This is a genomic window from Acinetobacter defluvii, from assembly GCF_001704615.3.
Classification (GTDB): domain Bacteria; phylum Pseudomonadota; class Gammaproteobacteria; order Pseudomonadales; family Moraxellaceae; genus Acinetobacter; species Acinetobacter defluvii.
Genome location: NZ_CP029397.2, coordinates 1,639,602 through 1,661,153, shown reverse-complemented (window position 1 = coordinate 1,661,153; position 21,552 = coordinate 1,639,602). Strand labels below are relative to the sequence as shown.

15 protein-coding genes, 2 tRNA genes, 3 rRNA genes and 1 pseudogene are annotated in these 21,552 nt (G+C 40.7%); 13 read left to right on the top strand and 8 right to left on the bottom strand.

The window, feature by feature from the left end; genetic code table 11:
• Positions 1 to 21: 21 nt before the first annotated feature.
• Positions 22 to 1,179: an iron-containing alcohol dehydrogenase gene (locus tag DJ533_RS10180; RefSeq protein WP_065995276.1), complete on the bottom strand. Its 1,158-nt coding sequence runs from the start codon at positions 1,177 to 1,179 to the stop codon at positions 22 to 24.
• 120 nt (positions 1,180 to 1,299) lie between these two features.
• Here DJ533_RS10180 and DJ533_RS10175 point away from each other — a divergent pair, with 120 nt between their 5' ends.
• The 9 genes from DJ533_RS10175 to rrf all read left to right on the top strand — a co-directional run bounded on the left by DJ533_RS10175 (position 1,300) and on the right by rrf (position 10,881).
• A complete protein-coding gene (locus DJ533_RS10175; RefSeq protein WP_065995275.1) occupies positions 1,300 to 1,809 on the top strand; it encodes a low molecular weight protein-tyrosine-phosphatase in 510 nt (169 codons plus the stop codon).
• Between the two features lie 10 nt (positions 1,810 to 1,819).
• A complete protein-coding gene (murB, locus tag DJ533_RS10170; RefSeq protein WP_065995274.1) occupies positions 1,820 to 2,854 on the top strand; it encodes a UDP-N-acetylmuramate dehydrogenase in 1,035 nt (344 codons plus the stop codon).
• Between the two features lie 7 nt (positions 2,855 to 2,861).
• Complete coding sequence (locus tag DJ533_RS10165; RefSeq protein ID WP_065995273.1) at positions 2,862 to 4,004, top strand: YdcF family protein; 1,143 nt, start codon at positions 2,862 to 2,864, stop codon at positions 4,002 to 4,004.
• A complete protein-coding gene (locus DJ533_RS10160; protein ID WP_065995272.1) occupies positions 4,004 to 5,032 on the top strand; it encodes an alpha/beta hydrolase in 1,029 nt (342 codons plus the stop codon). The genes DJ533_RS10165 and DJ533_RS10160 overlap by 1 nt, the downstream gene beginning before the upstream one ends.
• A gap of 445 nt (positions 5,033 to 5,477) precedes the next feature.
• Positions 5,478 to 7,016, top strand: a 16S ribosomal RNA gene (locus tag DJ533_RS10155).
• A 59-nt stretch (positions 7,017 to 7,075) separates the two neighbouring features.
• A tRNA-Ile gene (locus DJ533_RS10150) sits at positions 7,076 to 7,152 on the top strand.
• A gap of 73 nt (positions 7,153 to 7,225) precedes the next feature.
• A tRNA-Ala gene (locus tag DJ533_RS10145) sits at positions 7,226 to 7,301 on the top strand.
• A 392-nt stretch (positions 7,302 to 7,693) separates the two neighbouring features.
• Positions 7,694 to 10,586: ribosomal RNA gene (locus DJ533_RS10140) — 23S ribosomal RNA — on the top strand.
• 180 nt (positions 10,587 to 10,766) lie between these two features.
• Positions 10,767 to 10,881: ribosomal RNA gene (gene rrf, locus DJ533_RS10135) — 5S ribosomal RNA — on the top strand.
• Together the 16S, 23S and 5S rRNA genes with 2 tRNA genes alongside form the textbook arrangement of a ribosomal RNA operon.
• 303 nt (positions 10,882 to 11,184) lie before the next feature.
• Here rrf and DJ533_RS10130 read toward each other — a convergent pair.
• From DJ533_RS10130 to DJ533_RS10110, 5 genes and pseudogenes are all read right to left on the bottom strand, one after another.
• Positions 11,185 to 11,382: pseudogene (locus DJ533_RS10130) on the bottom strand (IS982 family transposase); the annotation flags it as partial.
• Positions 11,383 to 11,539: 157 nt separating this feature from the next.
• Complete coding sequence (locus tag DJ533_RS10125) at positions 11,540 to 13,015, bottom strand: flavin-containing monooxygenase (protein ID WP_065993868.1); 1,476 nt, start codon at positions 13,013 to 13,015, stop codon at positions 11,540 to 11,542.
• Positions 13,016 to 13,028: 13 nt separating this feature from the next.
• Positions 13,029 to 13,928, bottom strand: coding sequence for an alpha/beta fold hydrolase (locus DJ533_RS10120; protein WP_065993869.1), 900 nt, complete (start codon positions 13,926 to 13,928; stop codon positions 13,029 to 13,031).
• Position 13,929: 1 nt separating this feature from the next.
• Positions 13,930 to 14,838, bottom strand: a complete 909-nt coding sequence (locus DJ533_RS10115; protein ID WP_065993870.1) for a metal-dependent hydrolase — start codon at positions 14,836 to 14,838, stop codon at positions 13,930 to 13,932.
• Positions 14,839 to 14,856: 18 nt separating this feature from the next.
• Positions 14,857 to 15,897 carry an NAD-dependent epimerase/dehydratase family protein gene (locus DJ533_RS10110; RefSeq protein ID WP_065993871.1) on the bottom strand — a complete coding sequence of 347 codons (1,041 nt, stop codon included), beginning with the start codon at positions 15,895 to 15,897 and terminating at the stop codon, positions 14,857 to 14,859.
• 162 nt (positions 15,898 to 16,059) lie between these two features.
• Here DJ533_RS10110 and DJ533_RS10105 point away from each other — a divergent pair, with 162 nt between their 5' ends.
• The 4 genes from DJ533_RS10105 to DJ533_RS10095 all read left to right on the top strand — a co-directional run bounded on the left by DJ533_RS10105 (position 16,060) and on the right by DJ533_RS10095 (position 18,631).
• Positions 16,060 to 16,827: an AraC family transcriptional regulator ligand-binding domain-containing protein gene (locus DJ533_RS10105; protein WP_323809371.1), complete on the top strand. Its 768-nt coding sequence runs from the start codon at positions 16,060 to 16,062 to the stop codon at positions 16,825 to 16,827.
• The gene (locus DJ533_RS19095) at positions 16,806 to 17,090 is read left to right on the top strand and encodes a helix-turn-helix domain-containing protein (RefSeq protein WP_323809370.1); all 285 of its coding nucleotides are present in this window, start codon (positions 16,806 to 16,808) and stop codon (positions 17,088 to 17,090) included. The genes DJ533_RS10105 and DJ533_RS19095 overlap by 22 nt, the downstream gene beginning before the upstream one ends.
• A 119-nt stretch (positions 17,091 to 17,209) precedes the next feature.
• Positions 17,210 to 17,770 carry a 1-acyl-sn-glycerol-3-phosphate acyltransferase gene (locus DJ533_RS10100; RefSeq protein ID WP_065993872.1) on the top strand — a complete coding sequence of 187 codons (561 nt, stop codon included), beginning with the start codon at positions 17,210 to 17,212 and terminating at the stop codon, positions 17,768 to 17,770.
• Positions 17,771 to 17,881: 111 nt separating this feature from the next.
• The gene (locus DJ533_RS10095) at positions 17,882 to 18,631 is read left to right on the top strand and encodes a YebC/PmpR family DNA-binding transcriptional regulator (protein WP_065993873.1); all 750 of its coding nucleotides are present in this window, start codon (positions 17,882 to 17,884) and stop codon (positions 18,629 to 18,631) included.
• A gap of 78 nt (positions 18,632 to 18,709) precedes the next feature.
• On the opposite strand, the gene DJ533_RS10090 is transcribed toward DJ533_RS10095, so the two are convergent.
• A complete protein-coding gene (locus DJ533_RS10090; RefSeq protein ID WP_065993874.1) occupies positions 18,710 to 19,342 on the bottom strand; it encodes a riboflavin synthase in 633 nt (210 codons plus the stop codon).
• Positions 19,343 to 19,512: 170 nt separating this feature from the next.
• Complete coding sequence (locus tag DJ533_RS10085) at positions 19,513 to 21,141, bottom strand: long-chain-fatty-acid--CoA ligase (RefSeq protein ID WP_065993875.1); 1,629 nt, start codon at positions 21,139 to 21,141, stop codon at positions 19,513 to 19,515.
• Positions 21,142 to 21,552 lie beyond the last annotated feature (411 nt).

The following is a 21,552-nucleotide window of genomic DNA, read 5'->3' as shown; positions in this document are numbered from 1 at the left end:
AAATCAATAAAAAATAAGCGCTTAATAAATGGCTTGGTAAATTTCTAAAGCATCTTGCTTGCTCATTTCTCTTGGGTTGTTTTGCAATAAACGCGTTTGCAACATTGCATCCTTTGCCAAGCGTTGAAGCATATTTTCAGGTACATTCAGTTGGCTAAGCTTGAGGGTTAAGCTGCTTTCATCTAAATGGCGTTGCATGTGGTCAATAAATAAATCACACAAACCATCCGTGCTACCTTTGCTATATGGATCAAGCCATTGCATCAGCTGCGCATAAAGCTGTTTGGCATGTGGTGAATTAAACTTTAAAACTTCAACTAAAACCAAAGCATTGGTATGTCCATGCGATAAATGGAAATGTCCACCGAGGGGATAAGCCAAAGCATGTACAGCACCGACTGGTGCATTGGCAAAAGCTTGTCCTGCGAGCATTGAACCCAATAACATATTTTGACGTGCTTCTAGATTTGCACCATCTTTTAAAACGAGAGGCAAATTTTTATTTAACAGTTTAAGCGCTTGTTTGGCGAGCATATCTGCATAGAAATTTTTCTTAATTTTAGAAGTATAAGCCTCAATCGCATGCACCATCGCATCAATACCCGTTGCCGCCGTGATGTGTGCAGGCAAACCCACTATGAAATTGGCATCTAAAATGGCAGCATCTGCATATAAAATCGGAGCAACTATGCCTGTTTTGGTGGTTTCACCAGTCGTCACGATCGAGATTGGGGTGACTTCTGAACCTGTGCCTGCGGTGGTTGGGATTAAAACTAAAGGCAAGCGTGGCGCTTTGGCATTATTTACACCATAAAGGTCTTGAATGCTTTGTTGTTGCTGAGGTTCAGCTAAAATTGCAATGACTTTGGCAACGTCCATTGAGCTACCACCACCAAAACCGATTACACTGTCAACCTGTTCACGTTTGGCAAGATCGACAGCATTTAAAATAATCTGTTCTACAGGGTCGGCTTGTACATCGGAGTAAATCACATAATCAAGTTTGAGTTGTTCAATAATCTTTAAAATTGGACGATGAAGCTGATGTTGAATCATGCCTGCATCAGTCACTAAAAGTATTTTTTTACAGTTTTGAGTTGTTAAAATCGTGCTAAGTTCTTGTATTGAGCCTAAACCAGAGATGATATTGGCAACTGTTTGAAATTGAAAATGGCTCATGTGTATTATCCTTAATCTATCATCATAAATTAAACATTATTGTTTTGTCTGACTATGGGATTCATGCTGTAAATAACTTAACATAAGCCAAGCGAAAAGAAATGATCAATTGAGGTTGTTATGTCATCCAAAACGCCATACAAGGTGTTATGTGTGTGTTTAGGAAATATCTGTCGTTCTCCAACTGCTGAAGTTGTGTTGCGTCAATACTGTGACACACACCAACTTAATATTCAGGTCGATTCCGCAGGAACGAGTAATTATCATCCTAATAAAGCACCTGATGAACGTAGTCAACAACATGCCAAAGCTCGGGGATATGATTTATCTGCATTACGGGCTAGACAATTACAAATGGTCGATTTTTTTGAGTTTGATTTAATTTTAGCGATGGACTTAGAAAATTTACACAATATTCAAAATTTAAAACATAAAACTGAACGTGAATATCAAGGTCGTCAGATTCGTGCTGAAATTGCCTTAATGAGTGAACATGATCCAATGTATTTAAAACAAGCTTTACCTGACCCTTATTATGGTGGGGCAGAGGGCTTTGAACGTGTGCTTGATCAATGTGAGTCAAGTAGTCAAGCATGGATTGAACACTTTAAAAAACAAGCGCAGTACTAAAAGGTTGACGATGAACATTCAAAAAAACGTTTCACTGAAAGCATTTAATACCTTGAATTTAGATGTGCTTGCTTCAGATTATGTGCAAATTCATTCACCACAAGATGTGGTAGATGCTTTGGCGTATGCCCATTCGGAACAATTAAATGTTTTGATTTTATCAGGTGGGAGTAATCTACTACTACCAAAGAATATTCATGCTTTGGTGATGCATATGGATATTCAAGGTATTGAGCTTTTATCTGAAAATGAAAGCAGTCGAACTTTAAAAGTGGGTGCAGGACAAGCGTGGCATGATTTTGTGTTATGGACAACCACACAAAAATTGTATGGTTTACAAAATTTAGCGTTAATTCCTGGTCGAGTGGGTGCTGCGCCTGTACAAAATATTGGTGCTTATGGTGTTGAGGCGGGTGAGTTTATTGAGTCGGTTGAAGTTTATGATCGCCAACAGCAACAGTTTAAATTGATTAATGCCCAAGAATGTCATTTTTCATATCGACATAGTATTTTTAAAGATGATCCAAATCGCTATGTGATTGTGGCTGTTATTTTTAAACTTTTAAAACATCCTGATCTAAAAATAAACTATGGCGACTTAAAAGCAGCTATGCAAGATGATTTTTCTGCGGAAAATTTACAAAAACAAGTTATTCACATTCGTCAAAGTAAACTGCCAGATCCAAAAGATTTTCCAAATGTGGGGAGTTTCTTTAAAAACCCAATCATTGATCAAGCAAAATTATTAAAATTATCAGTGGAATTTCCAAACATTCCGCATTATCCTCAAATAAATGAACGAGTTAAAATTGCAGCAGGTTGGTTAATTGATCAAACTGGTTGGAAAGGCAAACGCTTAAATCAGGTAGGAATGTTTGAAAAACAAGCGTTGGTTTTGGTGAATTATACAGATGCCACTTTAGATGATGTGCAAGCGACTTATCGTGCAGTACAACAAGACGTTTACAATAAATTTAATGTTTTACTAGAGCCAGAACCTGTATTGTTTAACGAACTGGGTTTGATTGAGCCACATCTAAGGTAAATAAAACATGAAAAAACAGCATTGGATGGTCAAAACAGTACGAAGGATAGCAGTCCTGTTCGTCTTTTTGGCTGCTCTAATGGTTTTTTGGTATACGCCATTTTATTCAAATTTAATGGTGAGGCTGCTTAACACGTTTGTTCCTGTCGAAGTAAATCAGTTGGCTGCTCAGAGTCAGCAAAATGCGGCATTGTCAGACTCGGAAAACTTAGAACCTGGCTCAAAACTCTGGATTGCACGCCAAGCTTATTTAAAATTGATGGAACAGGAAATTAACAGTCAAGATGCACAAGGTTTAACAACACTGCAACTTAGATATAAGGCACTGCAAGAGCAAATTAATGATAAGCAAAAAGAAAAACAGGAAAATGAAGATAAACCCCTCATTCCTTTGGTGATGGAGCAAACAGCTTCAGATGTGCAACCTGATGAAAGCGCAACAGTCAAAGCTTTACTGGATTTAAATAGCGAAAATAATAAAGCCTTGATGGATCAATATCTGAAATTTCTAAAAACACATCCAGTTGAGGTAGTCAAAGATGAAATGCAAGATATTCAAAATGAGCAACTCGCAAGTTCGCAAGTGCAAGAAGATATTGCCAATATACAAAGTCAAACTAATGTAAAAAATAAAAGCACCAATCAACCCTATGCAATTGTGGTATTGGGCGGTGGATTAACTTTAGATAAAAATCAAAAAGATATTATTGTGAATGCTTATACTCGTGTAAGATTAGAAAAAACTATAGAAGTTGAAAAGAAAACAAAATTACCTATTGTATTGAGTGGCGTTGAGTCTCCTTATATGCAGGCATGGCTTAAACAACGAGGTGTAGATGCGAATCTCCTTGAAAACAGAAGTATGAACACTTGTGAAAATACTCGTTTTAGCTCACTACTTTTACAGAAAAAAGGAGGCGCACCTACAGTATTGTTGATAACAGACCGTTATCATATGCCAAGGACACGTCGATTATTTGCTTTAAATGGCATAGAAACCATTCCAATCGAAGCAGCGATGCCTACACCTTTAACAGAATGGCAACCTAGCCAACAAAACTACAATCACAGCCGTCGTGCCAACTATGAAACATTAGCGACCATTCGAGATGTTTTATTTGGTTCAAGCGGTTGTCGTGAGGTGCCATAATGTCAAATATTCCATTTTTAAATCCAACGATTTTAAAGCAGCTTGATTTACCTGTTCCAAATCGAGAACAGACCCCACAACTGTTAGAAGCATTAAATTTAAACAAGCCCTATCAAGCATCGCGAGAGATTGATGCATATCGCCGTTTATATGGTTTAGATCAATTGCAAGGATACCATTGGCAGGGCTTTGTGGAAATGCCGCTCTTTAAATTACATGTACAAGTTTTTCAGCCCAATATGGATAAAATAAAAGGTACAGTATTTTTATTACATGGTTATCTTGAGCATAGTGGTATTTATCAACCGATTATTCGAGAAATTTTAGAACAAGGTTTTAGCGTCATTACATACGATTTACCAGGACATGGTTTAAGTAATGGTTCACCTGCAAATATTCAAAACTTTGACCATTATCAGCAAGTGTTACATGCGGTTTATCAATATGTAAAAAATGCCAATCAACTGCCAAAACCGTGGTTAGGTATTGGACAAAGTACAGGTGCGGCGATTTTGATGCATCATTTATTAGAATATGCTCAGCGTCGTGAAAACCCGATTGTAGAGCGTGTATTACTCCTATCACCCTTGATTCGACCAGCAAAATCGGCATGGTGGCATAATTCGGTGGGTTTGGGCATTATTCGTCGAATTAAACGAGAAGTCCCACGTCATTTCAAACGCAATAATCATAATCCTGAATTTTTACGTTTTGTAAGACTGAAAGACCCATTACAACCTCGTATGATGGGAATGGATTGGATTTTGGCAATGTCGAAATGGATGCAAGAAATGGAAAATCGCCCAGCTTGCCGAATTCCTGTATGGCTTGCCCAGGGTGCGCAGGATCAAACCGTAGATTGGCGTTATAATATTGAATTTGTGCGACACAAGTTTAGATTGCAAACTTTACTTATGTTAGAAGAAGGTTCACATCAACTCATTAATGAAAGAGCTGACATTCGTGCAGCATTAACAGGTTTAATCCCTGCCTTTTTACACGCTAACTCAGTTGGTTCATATTATTAGCTAATATCGACTCTAACATGGCTCTAATTTTAAAGGTTATTAGACTTTTGCTTAGAAGGGTGATGACTAAATAAACAAAAAAGAAGTTTTTTACTAAAAGTGATTAAAAAGAGCACAGATGATGAAAATAAATAAAAATAGGGCTTGCGTTCATTTAAAAACTCTATAGAATACGCTGCATTCCAACGCGATACAGCAAACGAACTTAGCTTAACGGGTTAAGTTGTTAAAAGTTTATTGCGTTTTATTTATCACTGACGAGGTGGTAAATAATTCATTAAGAGTATATGAAGAACAACTTGTGTGGATTTTTACTGATTGATTGATCGAAATATTATCATTGATTGATTGGTTTAAATTACTCGAAGTTTATTTGAGAGAATTTGTCAGAAAATTGATGAGCCAGAATTGGTGTCTTATTCTATAATAAAGGCACAAATGATTTTAACTGAAGAGTTTGATCATGGCTCAGATTGAACGCTGGCGGCAGGCTTAACACATGCAAGTCGAGCGGGGTGAGTTACTTCGGTAACTGACCTAGCGGCGGACGGGTGAGTAATACTTAGGAATCTGCCTATTAGTGGGGGACAACGTTCCGAAAGGGACGCTAATACCGCATACGCCCTACGGGGGAAAGGAGGGGATCACTTGTGACCTTTCGCTAATAGATGAGCCTAAGTCGGATTAGCTAGTTGGTGGGGTAAAGGCCTACCAAGGCGACGATCTGTAGCGGGTCTGAGAGGATGATCCGCCACACTGGGACTGAGACACGGCCCAGACTCCTACGGGAGGCAGCAGTGGGGAATATTGGACAATGGGGGGAACCCTGATCCAGCCATGCCGCGTGTGTGAAGAAGGCCTTATGGTTGTAAAGCACTTTAAGCGAGGAGGAGGCTCCTATAGATAATACCTATAGAGAGTGGACGTTACTCGCAGAATAAGCACCGGCTAACTCTGTGCCAGCAGCCGCGGTAATACAGAGGGTGCGAGCGTTAATCGGATTTACTGGGCGTAAAGCGTACGTAGGCGGCTTTTTAAGTCGGATGTGAAATCCCCGAGCTTAACTTGGGAATTGCATTCGATACTGGGAAGCTAGAGTATGGGAGAGGATGGTAGAATTCCAGGTGTAGCGGTGAAATGCGTAGAGATCTGGAGGAATACCGATGGCGAAGGCAGCCATCTGGCCTAATACTGACGCTGAGGTACGAAAGCATGGGGAGCAAACAGGATTAGATACCCTGGTAGTCCATGCCGTAAACGATGTCTACTAGCCGTTGGGGCCTTTGAGGCTTTAGTGGCGCAGCTAACGCGATAAGTAGACCGCCTGGGGAGTACGGTCGCAAGACTAAAACTCAAATGAATTGACGGGGGCCCGCACAAGCGGTGGAGCATGTGGTTTAATTCGATGCAACGCGAAGAACCTTACCTGGTCTTGACATAGTAGAAACTTTCCAGAGATGGATTGGTGCCTTCGGGAATCTACATACAGGTGCTGCATGGCTGTCGTCAGCTCGTGTCGTGAGATGTTGGGTTAAGTCCCGCAACGAGCGCAACCCTTTTCCTTACTTGCCAGCATTTCGGATGGGAACTTTAAGGATACTGCCAGTGACAAACTGGAGGAAGGCGGGGACGACGTCAAGTCATCATGGCCCTTACGACCAGGGCTACACACGTGCTACAATGGTCGGTACAAAGGGTTGCTACCTAGCGATAGGATGCTAATCTCAAAAAGCCGATCGTAGTCCGGATTGGAGTCTGCAACTCGACTCCATGAAGTCGGAATCGCTAGTAATCGCGGATCAGAATGCCGCGGTGAATACGTTCCCGGGCCTTGTACACACCGCCCGTCACACCATGGGAGTTTATTGCACCAGAAGTAGGTAGTCTAACCGCAAGGAGGACGCTTACCACGGTGTGGTCGACGACTGGGGTGAAGTCGTAACAAGGTAGCCGTAGGGGAACCTGCGGCTGGATCACCTCCTTAACGAAAGATTGACGATTGGTAAGAATCCACAACAAGTTGTTCTTCATTGATGTATCTGAGGGTCTGTAGCTCAGTTGGTTAGAGCACACGCTTGATAAGCGTGGGGTCACAAGTTCAAGTCTTGTCAGACCCACCATTCTGACTAACAAAATATTTGAATGAGAGTTTAAGTATTGAATGCAGGAAATTAGATATATTGGTCTTAAGCTGGGGACTTAGCTTAGTTGGTAGAGCGCCTGCTTTGCACGCAGGAGGTCAGGAGTTCGACTCTCCTAGTCTCCACCAAGTACTTTCAAGAGTACGAGCTAAAATAGATTATAGAAATTAATGAATTTGATGAAAATTGAATTGATTAATTTCTGTGATTTATCACAGTTTACTACGTGCTGACGAGGCAGTAGTTAATCATTAACAGAATATATTTGAGTTGAAATAAATTGTTCATACTCGTTTCAATTAAACATAAGAATATGACACGCAAGTGACATGTTTGAATGTTTGAAAGAAATTGAGTTACTAGCGATAAAACTGAATCAAGCGTTTTGGTATATGAATTTAGATTGAAGCTGTACAGTGCTTAAGTGCACAGACAACAAACTGTAGGTTTGATAAATATGAATATTTATTAAATTGTCTTAATCCTACTTGTAGGGATTAACGACTGTTTGGGGTTGTATAGTCAAGTAATTAAGTGCATGTGGTGGATGCCTTGGCAGTCAGAGGCGATGAAAGACGTAATAGCCTGCGATAAGCTTCGGGGAGGCGGCAAATATCCTGTGATCCGGAGATTTCTGAATGGGGAAACCCACTTACCATAAGGTAGGTATCGCATGATGAATACATAGTCATGCGAGGCGAACGAGGGGAAGTGAAACATCTCAGTACCCTTAGGAAAAGAAATCAATTGAGATTCCCTCAGTAGCGGCGAGCGAACGGGGATCAGCCCATTAAGTTATATGTGTTTTAGCGGAATGCTCTGGGAAGTGCAACCGTAGAGGGTGATAGTCCCGTACACGAAAGGGCACATATAATGATGACGAGTAGGGCGAGGCACGTGAAACCTTGTCTGAATATGGGGGGACCATCCTCCAAGGCTAAATACTCCTGACTGACCGATAGTGAACCAGTACCGTGAGGGAAAGGCGAAAAGAACCCCTGTGAGGGGAGTGAAATAGATCCTGAAACCGCATGCATACAAGCAGTGGGAGCCGACTTGTTCGGTGACTGCGTACCTTTTGTATAATGGGTCAGCGACTTATATTCAGTAGCAAGGTTAACCGAATAGGGGAGCCGTAGAGAAATCGAGTCTTAATAGGGCGCATAGTTGCTGGGTATAGACCCGAAACCGGGTGATCTATCCATGAGCAGGTTGAAGGTTGGGTAACACTAACTGGAGGACCGAACCCACTGTCGTTGAAAAGCCAGGGGATGACTTGTGGATAGGGGTGAAAGGCTAATCAAACTCGGTGATAGCTGGTTCTCCCCGAAAGCTATTTAGGTAGCGCCTCGGACGAATACCATTGGGGGTAGAGCACTGTTTCGGCTAGGGGGTCATCCCGACTTACCAAACCGATGCAAACTCCGAATACCAATGAGTACTATCCGGGAGACAGACTGCGGGTGCTAACGTCCGTAGTCAAGAGGAAAACAATCCAGACCGCCAGCTAAGGTCCCAAAATCTATATTAAGTGGGAAACGATGTGGGAAGGCATAGACAGCTAGGAGGTTGGCTTAGAAGCAGCCACCCTTTAAAGAAAGCGTAATAGCTCACTAGTCGAGTCGGCCTGCGCGGAAGATGTAACGGGGCTAAAATATAGTACCGAAGCTGCGGATGTATACTATGTATACGTGGTAGGGGAGCGTTCTGTAAGCCGATGAAGGTGGATTGAGAAGTCTGCTGGAGGTATCAGAAGTGCGAATGCTGACGTGAGTAACGACAAAACGGGTGAAAAACCCGTTCGCTGAAAGACCAAGGGTTCCAGTCCAACGTTAATCGGGGCTGGGTGAGTCGACCCCTAAGGCGAGGCCGAGAGGCGTAGTCGATGGGAAATTGGTTAATATTCCAATACTTCTGTGTAATGCGATGAGAGGACGGAGAAGGTTAAGTCAGCCTGGCGTTGGTTGTCCAGGTGAAAGGTTGTAGGCATGTATCTTAGGCAAATCCGGGGTACTCTATGCTGAGAACTGATAGCAAGCTGTACTTGTACAGTAAAGTGGCTGATACCATACTTCCAAGAAAAGTCTCTAAGCTTCAGTTACACAGGAATCGTACCCGAAACCGACACAGGTGGTCAGGTCGAGTAGACCAAAGCGCTTGAGAGAACTCTGCTGAAGGAACTAGGCAAAATGGTACCGTAACTTCGGGAGAAGGTACGCTGCCGGTGGTGATAGAACTTGCTTCTTGAGCTGCTGGCAGCCACAGAAACTAGGCCCCTGCAACTGTTTATTAAAAACATAGCACTCTGCAAACACGAAAGTGGACGTATAGGGTGTGATGCCTGCCCGGTGCTGGAAGGTTAATTGATGGGGTTAGCGTAAGCGAAGCTCTTGATCGAAGCCCCAGTAAACGGCGGCCGTAACTATAACGGTCCTAAGGTAGCGAAATTCCTTGTCGGGTAAGTTCCGACCTGCACGAATGGCATAATGATGGGGGCGCTGTCTCCAGCAGAGACTCAGTGAAATCGAATTCGCCGTGAAGATGCGGTGTACCCGCGGCTAGACGGAAAGACCCCGTGAACCTTTACTGCAGCTTGACATTGAACTTTGATCTTACTTGTGTAGGATAGGTGGGAGGCTTTGAAACCGAGACGCTAGTTTCGGTGGAGCCAATCTTGAAATACCACCCTGGTAATATTGAGGTTCTAACTCTGTCCCGTTATCCGGGACGAGGACCATGTCTGGTGGGTAGTTTGACTGGGGCGGTCTCCTCCTAAAGAGTAACGGAGGAGTACGAAGGTGCGCTCAGCGTGGTCGGAAATCACGCGTAGAGTATAAAGGCAAAAGCGCGCTTAACTGCGAGACCCACAAGTCGAGCAGGTACGAAAGTAGGTCTTAGTGATCCGGTGGTTCTGTATGGAAGGGCCATCGCTCAACGGATAAAAGGTACTCTGGGGATAACAGGCTGATACCGCCCAAGAGTTCATATCGACGGCGGTGTTTGGCACCTCGATGTCGGCTCATCTCATCCTGGGGCTGAAGCAGGTCCCAAGGGTATGGCTGTTCGCCATTTAAAGAGGTACGCGAGCTGGGTTTAGAACGTCGTGAGACAGTTCGGTCCCTATCTACCGTGGGCGCTGGAAATTTGAGAGGATCTGCTCCTAGTACGAGAGGACCAGAGTGGACGAACCTCTGGTGTACCGGTTGTGACGCCAGTCGCATCGCCGGGTAGCTATGTTCGGAAGGGATAACCGCTGAAAGCATCTAAGCGGGAAGCCTACCTCAAGATAAGATTTCCCCGAGGCTTTATGCCTCCTAAAGAGCCGTTCAAGACTAGGACGTTGATAGGTTGGATGTGGAAGTACGGCGACGTATGAAGCTGACCAATACTAATTGCTCGTGAGGCTTGACTATACAACACCCAAACAGTTGTATGTTTCGATAAATTCAATGCAAAATACTTGATTTAGTGAAAAAGCTAGTTAAAATATCCAACTCAAATAAATTTCTGTTAATAACTCATTTGACCAAAGCTAGGCACATCGAAGCACAAAGCATCGTAATTAAGACCAAGTGATTAATCATAAACAGTTTGCTGGCGACAATAGCAAGAGTGAACCACCTGATCCCTTCCCGAACTCAGAAGTGAAACCTCTTTGCGCTGATGGTAGTGTGGGGTTACCCATGTGAGAGTAAGTCATCGCCAGCTTTTAAATTCAAACACCCTCTGTCAGAAGACAGAGGGTGTTTTTTTATGGGGATAAAAGAATAGGGAGCAGATAAAATAATTTAGATATACAGGATTATTTTATAAATATTCGATTTTTAAATTTAATTACTAATAGTTTTTAGGTAGATAGTTGATTTTATTTATATTATTTGGTAGATCATCTTAAAAATATGTAGAAAACGTGAATTGGCTTAAGCAGATTTTAATTCAATAGGTCTTAAAATCTGCTGAATTCCTGAATTATATCCATTCACAAGTACCAACGCATATAAAGTTAAAGCTGAAAATTTTGAAATTACGACTCCCTGTTAAATGAAACCACAATAACAAAGTGAGGACTTCAGAGGCACTGATTTTACTTTGACGCAATCGCTTAGCTTGTCCTGAAGTAAGCCTATATTGTTCAACATTATTGGTAATATCAGCACAAAAATCATCAATTAAACAAAAAAGTGTTGTAAGCTGTGTATCGATAGGCATTTGAGGTTATTCAGTTTTTGTCGTGATTAAATTGTGACTCAAATGCCTATTCTTTATCAAGTTTCTTATCCCGAATTCACGTTAGAAAGTAAACAATCAATTTAAACAGGTCATTCACAATTAAAGCTTACTTGTTAAAGTGAGCTTTAAGACTTATTTAGTGAGATGTATTATATTCTTTTAAATTGACCTGATTTAATTTACGCTTAATGATAAATCCAAACTCAGGCCAAATAATGTGATTTCGTCCTGCATCATCCAGATAATAACTTTTACACACATCAGGACGCACAGGCATTTTCACTAAGCGTTGATCAATTTTGCGGTTAAATTGATCCTGTACAGATTGCTTCACTTCAATGCGTTGCAATCCTTGATCCATCAATTTTTGAATCGTTTTAGAAATATAAATCGACTGTTGTTCCGACGTCCACATCACCGAACCGACTGTATTCTGCGAGTTTGGCCCCAGCATCATAAACATATTGGGGAAACCATGAATCGTCATGCCCATATAAGCCCGTGGTTGACGTTGCCAGATTTCGCTAAGCGTCTTCTGATTTTTACCTTGAATAATTTGATAAATCGCAGGTTCAGCGACCGCATAACCTGTACCAAAAATAATGGTATCCACTGCAATTTCCTGACCATCTTCACCGACCACACCGTGTTCAGTAATGTGCGATAAACCCTGAAATAACACGCTGACATTGGATTTTGCCAAAGCACTGTACCAATTGTTGGAAAACATTGGACGTTTACACCCCAGTGTATGATCAGGTGTCAGTTTTTGACGCAGATCAGCATCTTTAATGCTCATATTGATGTTTAATTTGCCCAAAGCTTGCAATTTTTGCATCAATTTTTCATTCATAAACACAGGCAACGACGGTTCCAAACTCCATAATGCCGACTGACGTACTGTTTTTTCTAGCAACGGTAATTTTTTAAAGAGAATTTTGACCGCTTGCGGTACAGCAAAATCAGGCTTTGGCAACACCCATGAAGGTGTCCGTTGAAAACTGTAAATATGTCCTGCTTTGGGTTGAATCGCAGGTAGAAATTGAATGGCGGACGCACCACTACCGATGACAGCGACTTTTTCTCCTGTTAAATCATGTGCATGATTCCATTTTCCTGAATGAAACATGATGCCTTTAAATTTTTCCTGACCGGGAAAGCTTGGCATTTTCGCTTCGCCAATAAAACCTGTCGCAGGCACAAAAAACTTAGCGACATACTGTTGACCATCACGTGTTTGAATATTCCAGACTTTTTGGCTTTCATCCCAAATGGCTTCGGTCACTTCGGTATTGAGTTTAATCTGATCCAAAATTTTAAATTTAGTCGCAACACCTTCTAAATAATCACGAATTTCGGCTTGTGGTGCATAAGTACGTGACCAGTTTGGATTCGGTGCATAGCCCAAGGAGTACATTTCACTTGGTACATCGCAGAATAGACCAGGATAATCATTCAATGCCCATGTACCGCCAATTCGGCTCGCCATATCTAAAATAATACTATTGCGAATACCTTGTTCATTCAGTTTGATACAGGTACTCAGCCCTGATGGTCCTGCACCAATGATTAAAACATCCACATAAATTTTGTTTTGCTTTGCTGTATTCATCTTGTTCTCAGCTCTAAAATGAAGAAAGGGTTTGAAAATGTTGAATTAAATGCGTTGCAACCACTTGCGGTTGTTCTGCCTGTAAAAAATGCCCACAATTTTCGATATAAGCCGTGTTTAGATCAGCTTGGAAATATTGCGACTTGGCTAAACTTCGATGCAGCTTGATATTCATACAACCATCATCCAAACCTGCAAGAGCAAGCGTGGGCACAGCAATCGGTGCAAAAAGTTGCTGATTTGCAGTCAGATTTTTTGATTGATGAATGGCGAATAAATTACGGTAGTAACGTGTGGCTGCCCATGCAATTCGACGCTGTTTAAAAATCTGTCGTGTCGCTGCAAAATCCTGTTCAGAAAATCGCCATGTCGGTGACCATTCTTTCCAGATATTTTCCACAAATTTTGCCTGATTTTTCGCAAGTAAATAGGGCGCAATCTGTGACTGCATCAGCAACATATAAGAAGACATCAACAATTGTTTGGGTATGGCTGAAATCGCTTTATGCAAAAACTGCATCTGTGGAATCGGTGGCACAGCCAAAACACTGATACTATGCAAATGCGCAGGATGCTGACTGGCATACGCCATCGCAATGGCCGCGCCCCAATCGTGTCCAACCAAATGACATTTAGATATGTTTAAAAATTTCAGCCATTGATGAACATCTGAAGCCGCTGAAGCAATGCCGTAATGCGCTTTTTTATTTACCGATTCAAGGGTGTAGCCCCGTAACCACAGCACAAGCACCTGATAACCTGCATTCACCAAGGCAGGATAAACCTGATCCCAACTGTGCGGTGTATCAGGAAAACCATGCAATAAAATCACCAATGGATCATTTTCATTTCCATATAAATTTGCCGTTAAACGCAGCTGATCGACATTTAAATGAAGTAATTTTCCCTGCATCTCAACCTGCCTGTGCAATACGTGCAGCATGTGATTTTGCTAAATAAGCAAGGGCTTTGTTCACATCACCATCATGTTCAGGGTGATAGTTCAAAGTTGACCAATGCTTCAATGATTTAAAAATCATGTCTAAACTGGGTACACGGTTTTGCCTGGAAGATTGGTGAAATTGTTTCAGCGCCCGAATTGGATTTTTAAAAGCATATTTTTTGGCATTGGCATGTGGGTCGATATGACATAAGTAAGATGCCGTGCCTAACCAACCTATCGCCATGACAGGAAAGGCAAGGGCAGCACTACTTTGGCGTAATACATAAGCGCTTAGTCCATCGCCTGCAAGTCCACGAAAAGCATCATAAGCTACTGTACGATGTTCAACTTCTTCCGCACCATGCCAACGTAAAATATCTAACATGACAGGATCAGCATTGTCCAAACCTTCTGCATCCAATACCCACGTCCCAAAGGAACAGAAATAATGTTCCCACACTGCAATCATGCCCATACGATAGGCAAGCCATAGTTTTTGAAGTTGTGCAGTTGGGAGTTTTAGCCCAAAAGGTTGGTCGGACAATGCATTTTTAAATGCCCAATCCAAAAAAATTTTATAGTCCTGAATCTCAATATTGTGCATTTTAAAATAGTGTTCAGCGCCCTGATGTGCCATCGCATGTGCGCCTTCCTGTGCAATAAAGCCTTTAATATCCGCAATCAAATTCGGGTCAGACACATGCTGCAAGGTCTGATTGGCCAAGCGACAAAACCAATGTTCAATCTGGGTAATGGCAATATTCAACACATTCATGATATGGGTTGCATAAGCATCGCCCTCAATCCAATGCACAGGCGTTTGGCTAAAATCAAACTTTAAACGGCGTGCGCTAATTTGATGATTGATAAATTCCCCCATCACACAACTCCTGACCTTTTAAATCGAGATATTTTCGATTTTTCTGATTAAAGATTGATTGTGAATGTAGCCATTTTGTGCAAACCATTGCAGCGAATCCCGAATGGCGATTTCAATCGGTGTTTGCGGTAGACCCAATTCGGAAATGGCTTTGCTACAGTTAAATGAAGTACCCAATTGTCCAATTTTAGCTGCGGATGGCGTTACCAACGGGGCTTTATGGGTAATATGCTCCGTCACCCAAAGCGCTAAATGACCTGCCATTTGTGAAGATACCCCTTCAATGAGCGAAGGAATCGGCATCACAGGGCGCCAAATACCCAGCAAACGATGCACCATTTTCGCCATTTCAATGCCTGATAAATCACGGTTGCCAAGGATATAAGTTTCGCCTGAACGCCCTTTTTCTGCCGCAAGTAAATGACCTTGGGCAACATCACGCACATCGACCATATTGTTAATGGCAGCAGGAACAGCAAGCGCAGGCATGGCTGCTACGGTTAAAATGAGTTTTCCTGTTGGCGTTGGAGCAATATCACATGGACCGACCGGACCTGTCGGGCAGACAATCACCACATCCAAACCACCTGCGGCAAATTGCAAAGCCACTTGATGCGCTTCAAACTTGGTCAGTACATAGGCATCACCTGTCACCCCCAAAGCGAATGGACTATTTTCAGTGCCTTGAATGCCTTTGGGTTGACCCGCAAAACATGCGCCTGTACTTGTATAAACCACACGTTTGACGCCTGCTTTTTTTGCTGCATTGAGCACCGTCCGTGTACCCTCGATATTGACTTTGCGCATCAATTCAGGCTTTGGAAGCCACAACGCATAAATGGCTGCGGTATGAAATACCCAATCACAGCCTTTCACCGCTTCGTCCATTTTCGCAGCATCGGTAATGTCACCTGCGAGCAGTTCGACATCCAAACCTTTTAAATTGTCTAATTTTTCATTGGGTAAATGTAAAACACGCACTTCATGATTTGCGTTCAGCAAAGTTTTTACAATATGCGAGCCGATAAATCCTGCACCACCTGTCACGAGAACTTTCATAGTAAATTTCCGAAATTGCCTGTCGTTTTACGATTGAGTTGTAAGATTGATTTTTAGGGTCAAATTTAGTTTTCAACGACACTATGCGTGAATGTAAAACTGTGGCATAGTTCATAAGCTGACAATTTTTACCATTTTACGCCAATATGACAGAAAAATAAGATGAGCCAAATACAACCTGCATTGCCTGGGACTTATGTACACTTATTGATTGATGTGGTTCAGCGTTGGGAAATTTCCATCGAGCAACTGCTCAAATCCACCAAAATTCAGGCAGAACAACTACAAGAAGCATTTTGGTATGTGGATTTTATTGAATTTAATCGACTACTTGAAAATGCTGAGCGTCTCACCCATGAGCCTGCGCTTGGAATCTATTTGGGTTTGCAAATGACCGTGTCTTGTCATGGCAGTGTTGGCATGGCGGCGATGGTGTCAAAAAATTTAGGGGAAGCTCTGGCGGTCATGGAACAGTTCATTGGTATGCGCTGTGCAGCGTTAAAGCCACGTTTAGACATTGAAGGCGATATTGCTTACTTATATTTAGATCAGCCTTTGCCTGAATATCGTTTAAATCAGACAGGGTTAATTTTCTTAATGCTTGGTTTTGTACAAATGTCCAAAGCTCTGACAGGAAAGGATTTATCGGGATGGCTTGAATTCGATTTTGCACAACCTGATTATTTTGAGCGAATCCAATCTGAATTATCAACTCAATGTGTATTCAATCAATCGGTGAATCGTTTGGTTTTTCCCAAGCAATATCTGGAACTTGGCTTGGTTATGGCTGACCCAATGATTGCCCGTTTAGCCCGTGAGCAATGCAAACGAGATATTAATAAACTCTCCGTCAAACTTGGCGAAAAAATCAAACCAGTGTATTGGTCAAAGAGCTATTATTTGATGAAGTGCAGGGCTTTTTTAAGCTGAATGAAGTAGCTGAAAAACTGAATATTTCTGAGAGAACGCTACAACGGCAACTTTCAGCCGAAGGTACAACCTTCTTGAAACTTCAGGATGAAGTCCGAAAAAAACACGCCAAGCTTTTATTAAATAATGAAAACAAAACGATAGAACAAGTTGCCCTACAATTAGGATATTCTGAAACATCCCAATTTACCCGTGCGTTTAAGCGTTGGATGAAGATGACGCCTAAAAGTTATCAAATGATCGTAAAAAATAAATTGCTTTAAATATAAGTGATTTGCACATCACTACAATGGATATGCAAAAGACAAATAATATATCATTGTAATTTTAATGAAATACTTTCAAAATTTGCATTTCCATATCAGTCATGGGTTAGATTTAAATGAAAAAATTAGGTGAACTTGCCTTCAAACTTGCGGGTGTAAAATATCATGTTGAGCCTGATGTTCTAGAAAAAAAACAAGTAATTATTGGTTTTGAACATACTTCAATGATGGATGCTGTACTTTCATTGGCGATTTTCCAAATTTATAATCTTAAAATTCATACTTTAATTAAAAAAGAACTGTTTAAAGGACCATTTAAACCTCTGCTTGAAGCATTGGGAGGAATTGCTGTAGATCGTAGGTCGAATAAAGACATCGTTTCTCAAATGGTTGAGCATTTTCACGCCAATGAGGAATTTAATCTCGTGATTGCACCTGAAGCAACACGTGCCAAAAATGGTGAAGCACGTAAACCTATTCGTACTGGATTTTGGCATATTGCAAAAGCGGCAAATGTCCCGATTGTGTTGATGTACATCAATAATAAAAATAAGCAGGGCGGGATTTTTGGTAAAATTTATCCAACTGAATTAGAGCATGATTTGGCATTGATTAAAGAACTTTATAAAAAGCATGCAGATTTGGATATTGTTATTCCACACACTCAGAAAAGTTAGTTATTTGTATATTTTCTCAAAAAAAGACACTTTCTCAAAAAAAAGTGCTTATGGTAGAATCACTTTCAATTTGATATGGCATAAGGCCATTCTACAAGGAGCATATTTCGCATGGCGGGTCATTCCAAGTGGGCAAACACCAAGCATCGTAAAGCAAAACAAGATGCGAGCCGCGCTAAAGTTTTCACTAAGTTTATCCGTGAAATTGTAACAGCAGCTCGACTTGGCGGTCCAGACGTTGCAAGTAACCCTCGTTTACGTGCTGTAGTTGAAAAAGCATTGGTTGCAAATATGACACGTGACACGATTAATCGTGCTATTCAACGTGGTGCTGGTGGTGAAGATAATGAAGATTTAAAAGAAGTCACTTACGAGGGGTATGGTGTCGGTGGTGTTGCGGTTATTATTGAAACCATGACGGATAACTTGAATCGTACCGTTCCTGAGGTTCGTCATTGTTTCTCTAAAACTGGCGGTAACTTAGGGACAGCAGGTTCAGTGGCTTACATGTTTACCAAACGTGGTGAGATCACGTTTGAAGATGTGTCTTTAGAAGATAAGATCATGGAAGTTGCTTTAGAAGCAGGTGCTGAAGACATCGAAGTGGCTGAAGATGAAATCTTGGTGATTACGACACCAGAATCATTTGGTGAAGTTCAAGATGCGCTTGCAGCAGCAGGCTTGAAATCTGATAATGCCGAAGTAGTCATGAATCCCTCGACTAAAGCAGAAATCACAGACATTGAACAAGCTAAACAAATTTTGAAAATGATTGATATGTTTGAAGATTTGGATGACGTACAAAACGTGTATACCAACGTTGAATTTAGTGATGAAGTATTAGCTGAATTAGATGCGTAATCTACTCAAATAACATATGTGTTAAAGATGAAACGCCTAATTTTAAATTAGGCGTTTTTTTATTAGCGGATTCAGAAGTTAGATGTGAACATACTTATTTGTTGCATAAATATTTTCTACGGTATCGACCAAGGTACGTGTAGTTTGATCGATTTCAAAATTTAAAAAATCTCCAATGTTTAATTCTGAAAAATTGGTTAGGCGAATAGTTTCTGGGATTAAATCCACAGAAATGAGATAATTTACTTTATCTACTTGGTTTACAGTGAGACTGCATCCATGTAGACCGATAAATCCTTTGAGGAAGAAGTATTTAATTTTTTCTTTTGGAATTTCAATATCTAAATGCAAAGTCTGACCATTTTTAAGAATATTTTTAACTTGTGCTGTACCTTCGATGTGTCCATATAAGTTATGTCCACCATTCTCCATTCCAATTTTAAATGAACGCTCAATATTTACCAATATATTTGGCTTTAAATTACCAAGCGTTGTAACGGATAGTGTTAGGTCAGAAATATCAAAACTGACTAGGCTTTTATCTGGATTAATCCCTGTTACGGTTAAACATGTTCCATCAATTGCGACACTCGCACCAATAAATACATCATCCATAAACCCTTGACTATTTTCAACAAAAATGGTGGCATAGCCTTCATTTTTTTCAATCTGATGAATTTTTTCAGTGCCTAGAACGATACCTGTGTACATGGTAAATCTCATTTCTATGTTTGTAAGCTACTGCTATTAATAACATAAATTAAGAGATTTGCATTCAGCTTTGTACGCGAAAAGAAGATGAATTTTCCCTCTTTTTTGCAAAGAGGGAAACTCAAAGTGTTAAAAACTTTAGGGCTATATTGAAAATGCTTTTAAATAAATTAGTTTTCTAATAAAACAGAACCGTATTGATCTCGCAGATCCTTTTTTAGCATTTTGCCTGTGCCTGTTAAAGGAATTGAATCAACAAAGATGACTTTATCTGGAATCTGCCATTTGGCAATTTTATCAGCATAATAATTCAAAATATCCTCTTCAGTGACGTCTGAGCCTTGTTGTTTAATCGCAATTACTACAGGACGTTCATCCCATTTTGGATGAGTTGCTGCAATGACAGCAGCCATGGCAATCTCAGGGTGACTCATGGCAATATTTTCTAATTCCACAGAAGAAATCCATTCACCACCCGATTTAATTAAATCTTTAGCACGATCACTCAGTAGTAAATAACCATCTTCATTGATTGAAGCAATATCGCCTGTATCGAACCAACCATCAGTAGTTAAGGCATTATTAGGTTTACCATAATAAGATTCAATGATCCAATGTCCTTTGACCTGTAAATTACCTGTGCTATGTCCATCACGAACAACTTCATGAGTACCATTTTCTTCATCGGTAATCCGTAAGTCGACTCCAAAAGGTGGGCGACCTTGCGATAAGCGTACATTAAGTTGCTCATCTGCGGATAGTTTATGATGTTTGGCTTTAAGTTGATTACTGGTGCCGAGTGGACTCATCTCCGTCATGCCCCAAGCATGGATGGTTTCGCAATCATATAAATCTCGAAAGGCTTTCATCATGGCAGGGGGACATGCAGAGCCACCTACGACATTTCGTTTTAAAGTGGCTAATTTACTGCCACATTGTTTGGCTGCTGATAATAAACCTTGCCAAATAGTCGGAACACCCAGTGCAACAGTAACATCATAATCATCAATCATTTGTACCAAACTTGCACCATCTAAACCAGGTCCTGGTAAAACAAAAGTACAACCTACCATCGCTGCCGCATATGGAGTGCCCCAAGCATTGACATGGAACATAGGCACGACAGGTAACATGACATGATTGGCAGATAGGTTGAGTGAGTCTGGAAGGCAGATTGCGTAGGTATGTAAAATGGTAGAGCGATGACTATATAAAGCCCCTTTAGGGTTGCCTGTCGTCCCAGAGGTATAGCACAGTGAACTTGCCGTATTTTCATCAAAGCTTGGCCATTCAAACTGTGCAGAGTGGTCAGCAATTAAAGCATCATAAAATTTAACATCAGGTAAAGCATCAACCACTTCTTGGTCAAATGCACTGAGACAAATAAAATGTTCAACAGTTGGCGTATGCGCTTTAACTGCACGAATCAAAGGCAAGAAAGTTTTATCAAATAAAACGACTTTATCTTGGGCATCATTAATAATAAAAATTAATTGTTCTGGAAATAAACGCGGGTTAATTGTATGACAAACCATACCGCTACCAGAAATGGCATACCAAGCTTCTAAATGGCGATGATTATTCCAAGCAATCGTTGCAATACGATCGGCATGTACTGCGCCTAAATCAGCCAAAGCATTGGCAAAACGTTTTGAGTTCTCTGCAACATGTGTCCAATTGGTCGTGGTAATTGTGCCATCAGTATTTTTAGAAATAATTGCGGTATCACCATGATAACGTGCAGCATGTACGATTAAGTTGCTAATCAACAGAGGCTGAAACATCATATTTCCTTGCATACAAGATCCTTTTATTTTGTTGTGATTGGTTGATTTAATTTATGTTTATTCAATCCATTCCATTTAAAAAACTATTAAATAGAAAAACATAATTTCATCCTAACTAAAAAAAATCTGAATGCAATGAAAATATTGACATTTTTTTTGTAACAATAGCCAAACTAATTGATGATGAAAAACAGAGAGTTATTAAATTCTCACAATTTGAAAATGACTCATAAAATTAGACTAAAGTCTTAGCTTTTTTCTGGATAAATAACTTGAATTGGTGCACAGATATGTTAAAAGTATGAGACACCTTCATTACAAAATGATGTTTTAGGATAAAACATCAATGAAAGGTGAATGCATAATAGGAGAAAATGAATGCTACAAACCTTAAAGAAAATCTTGTGTATACACAAATTTGAA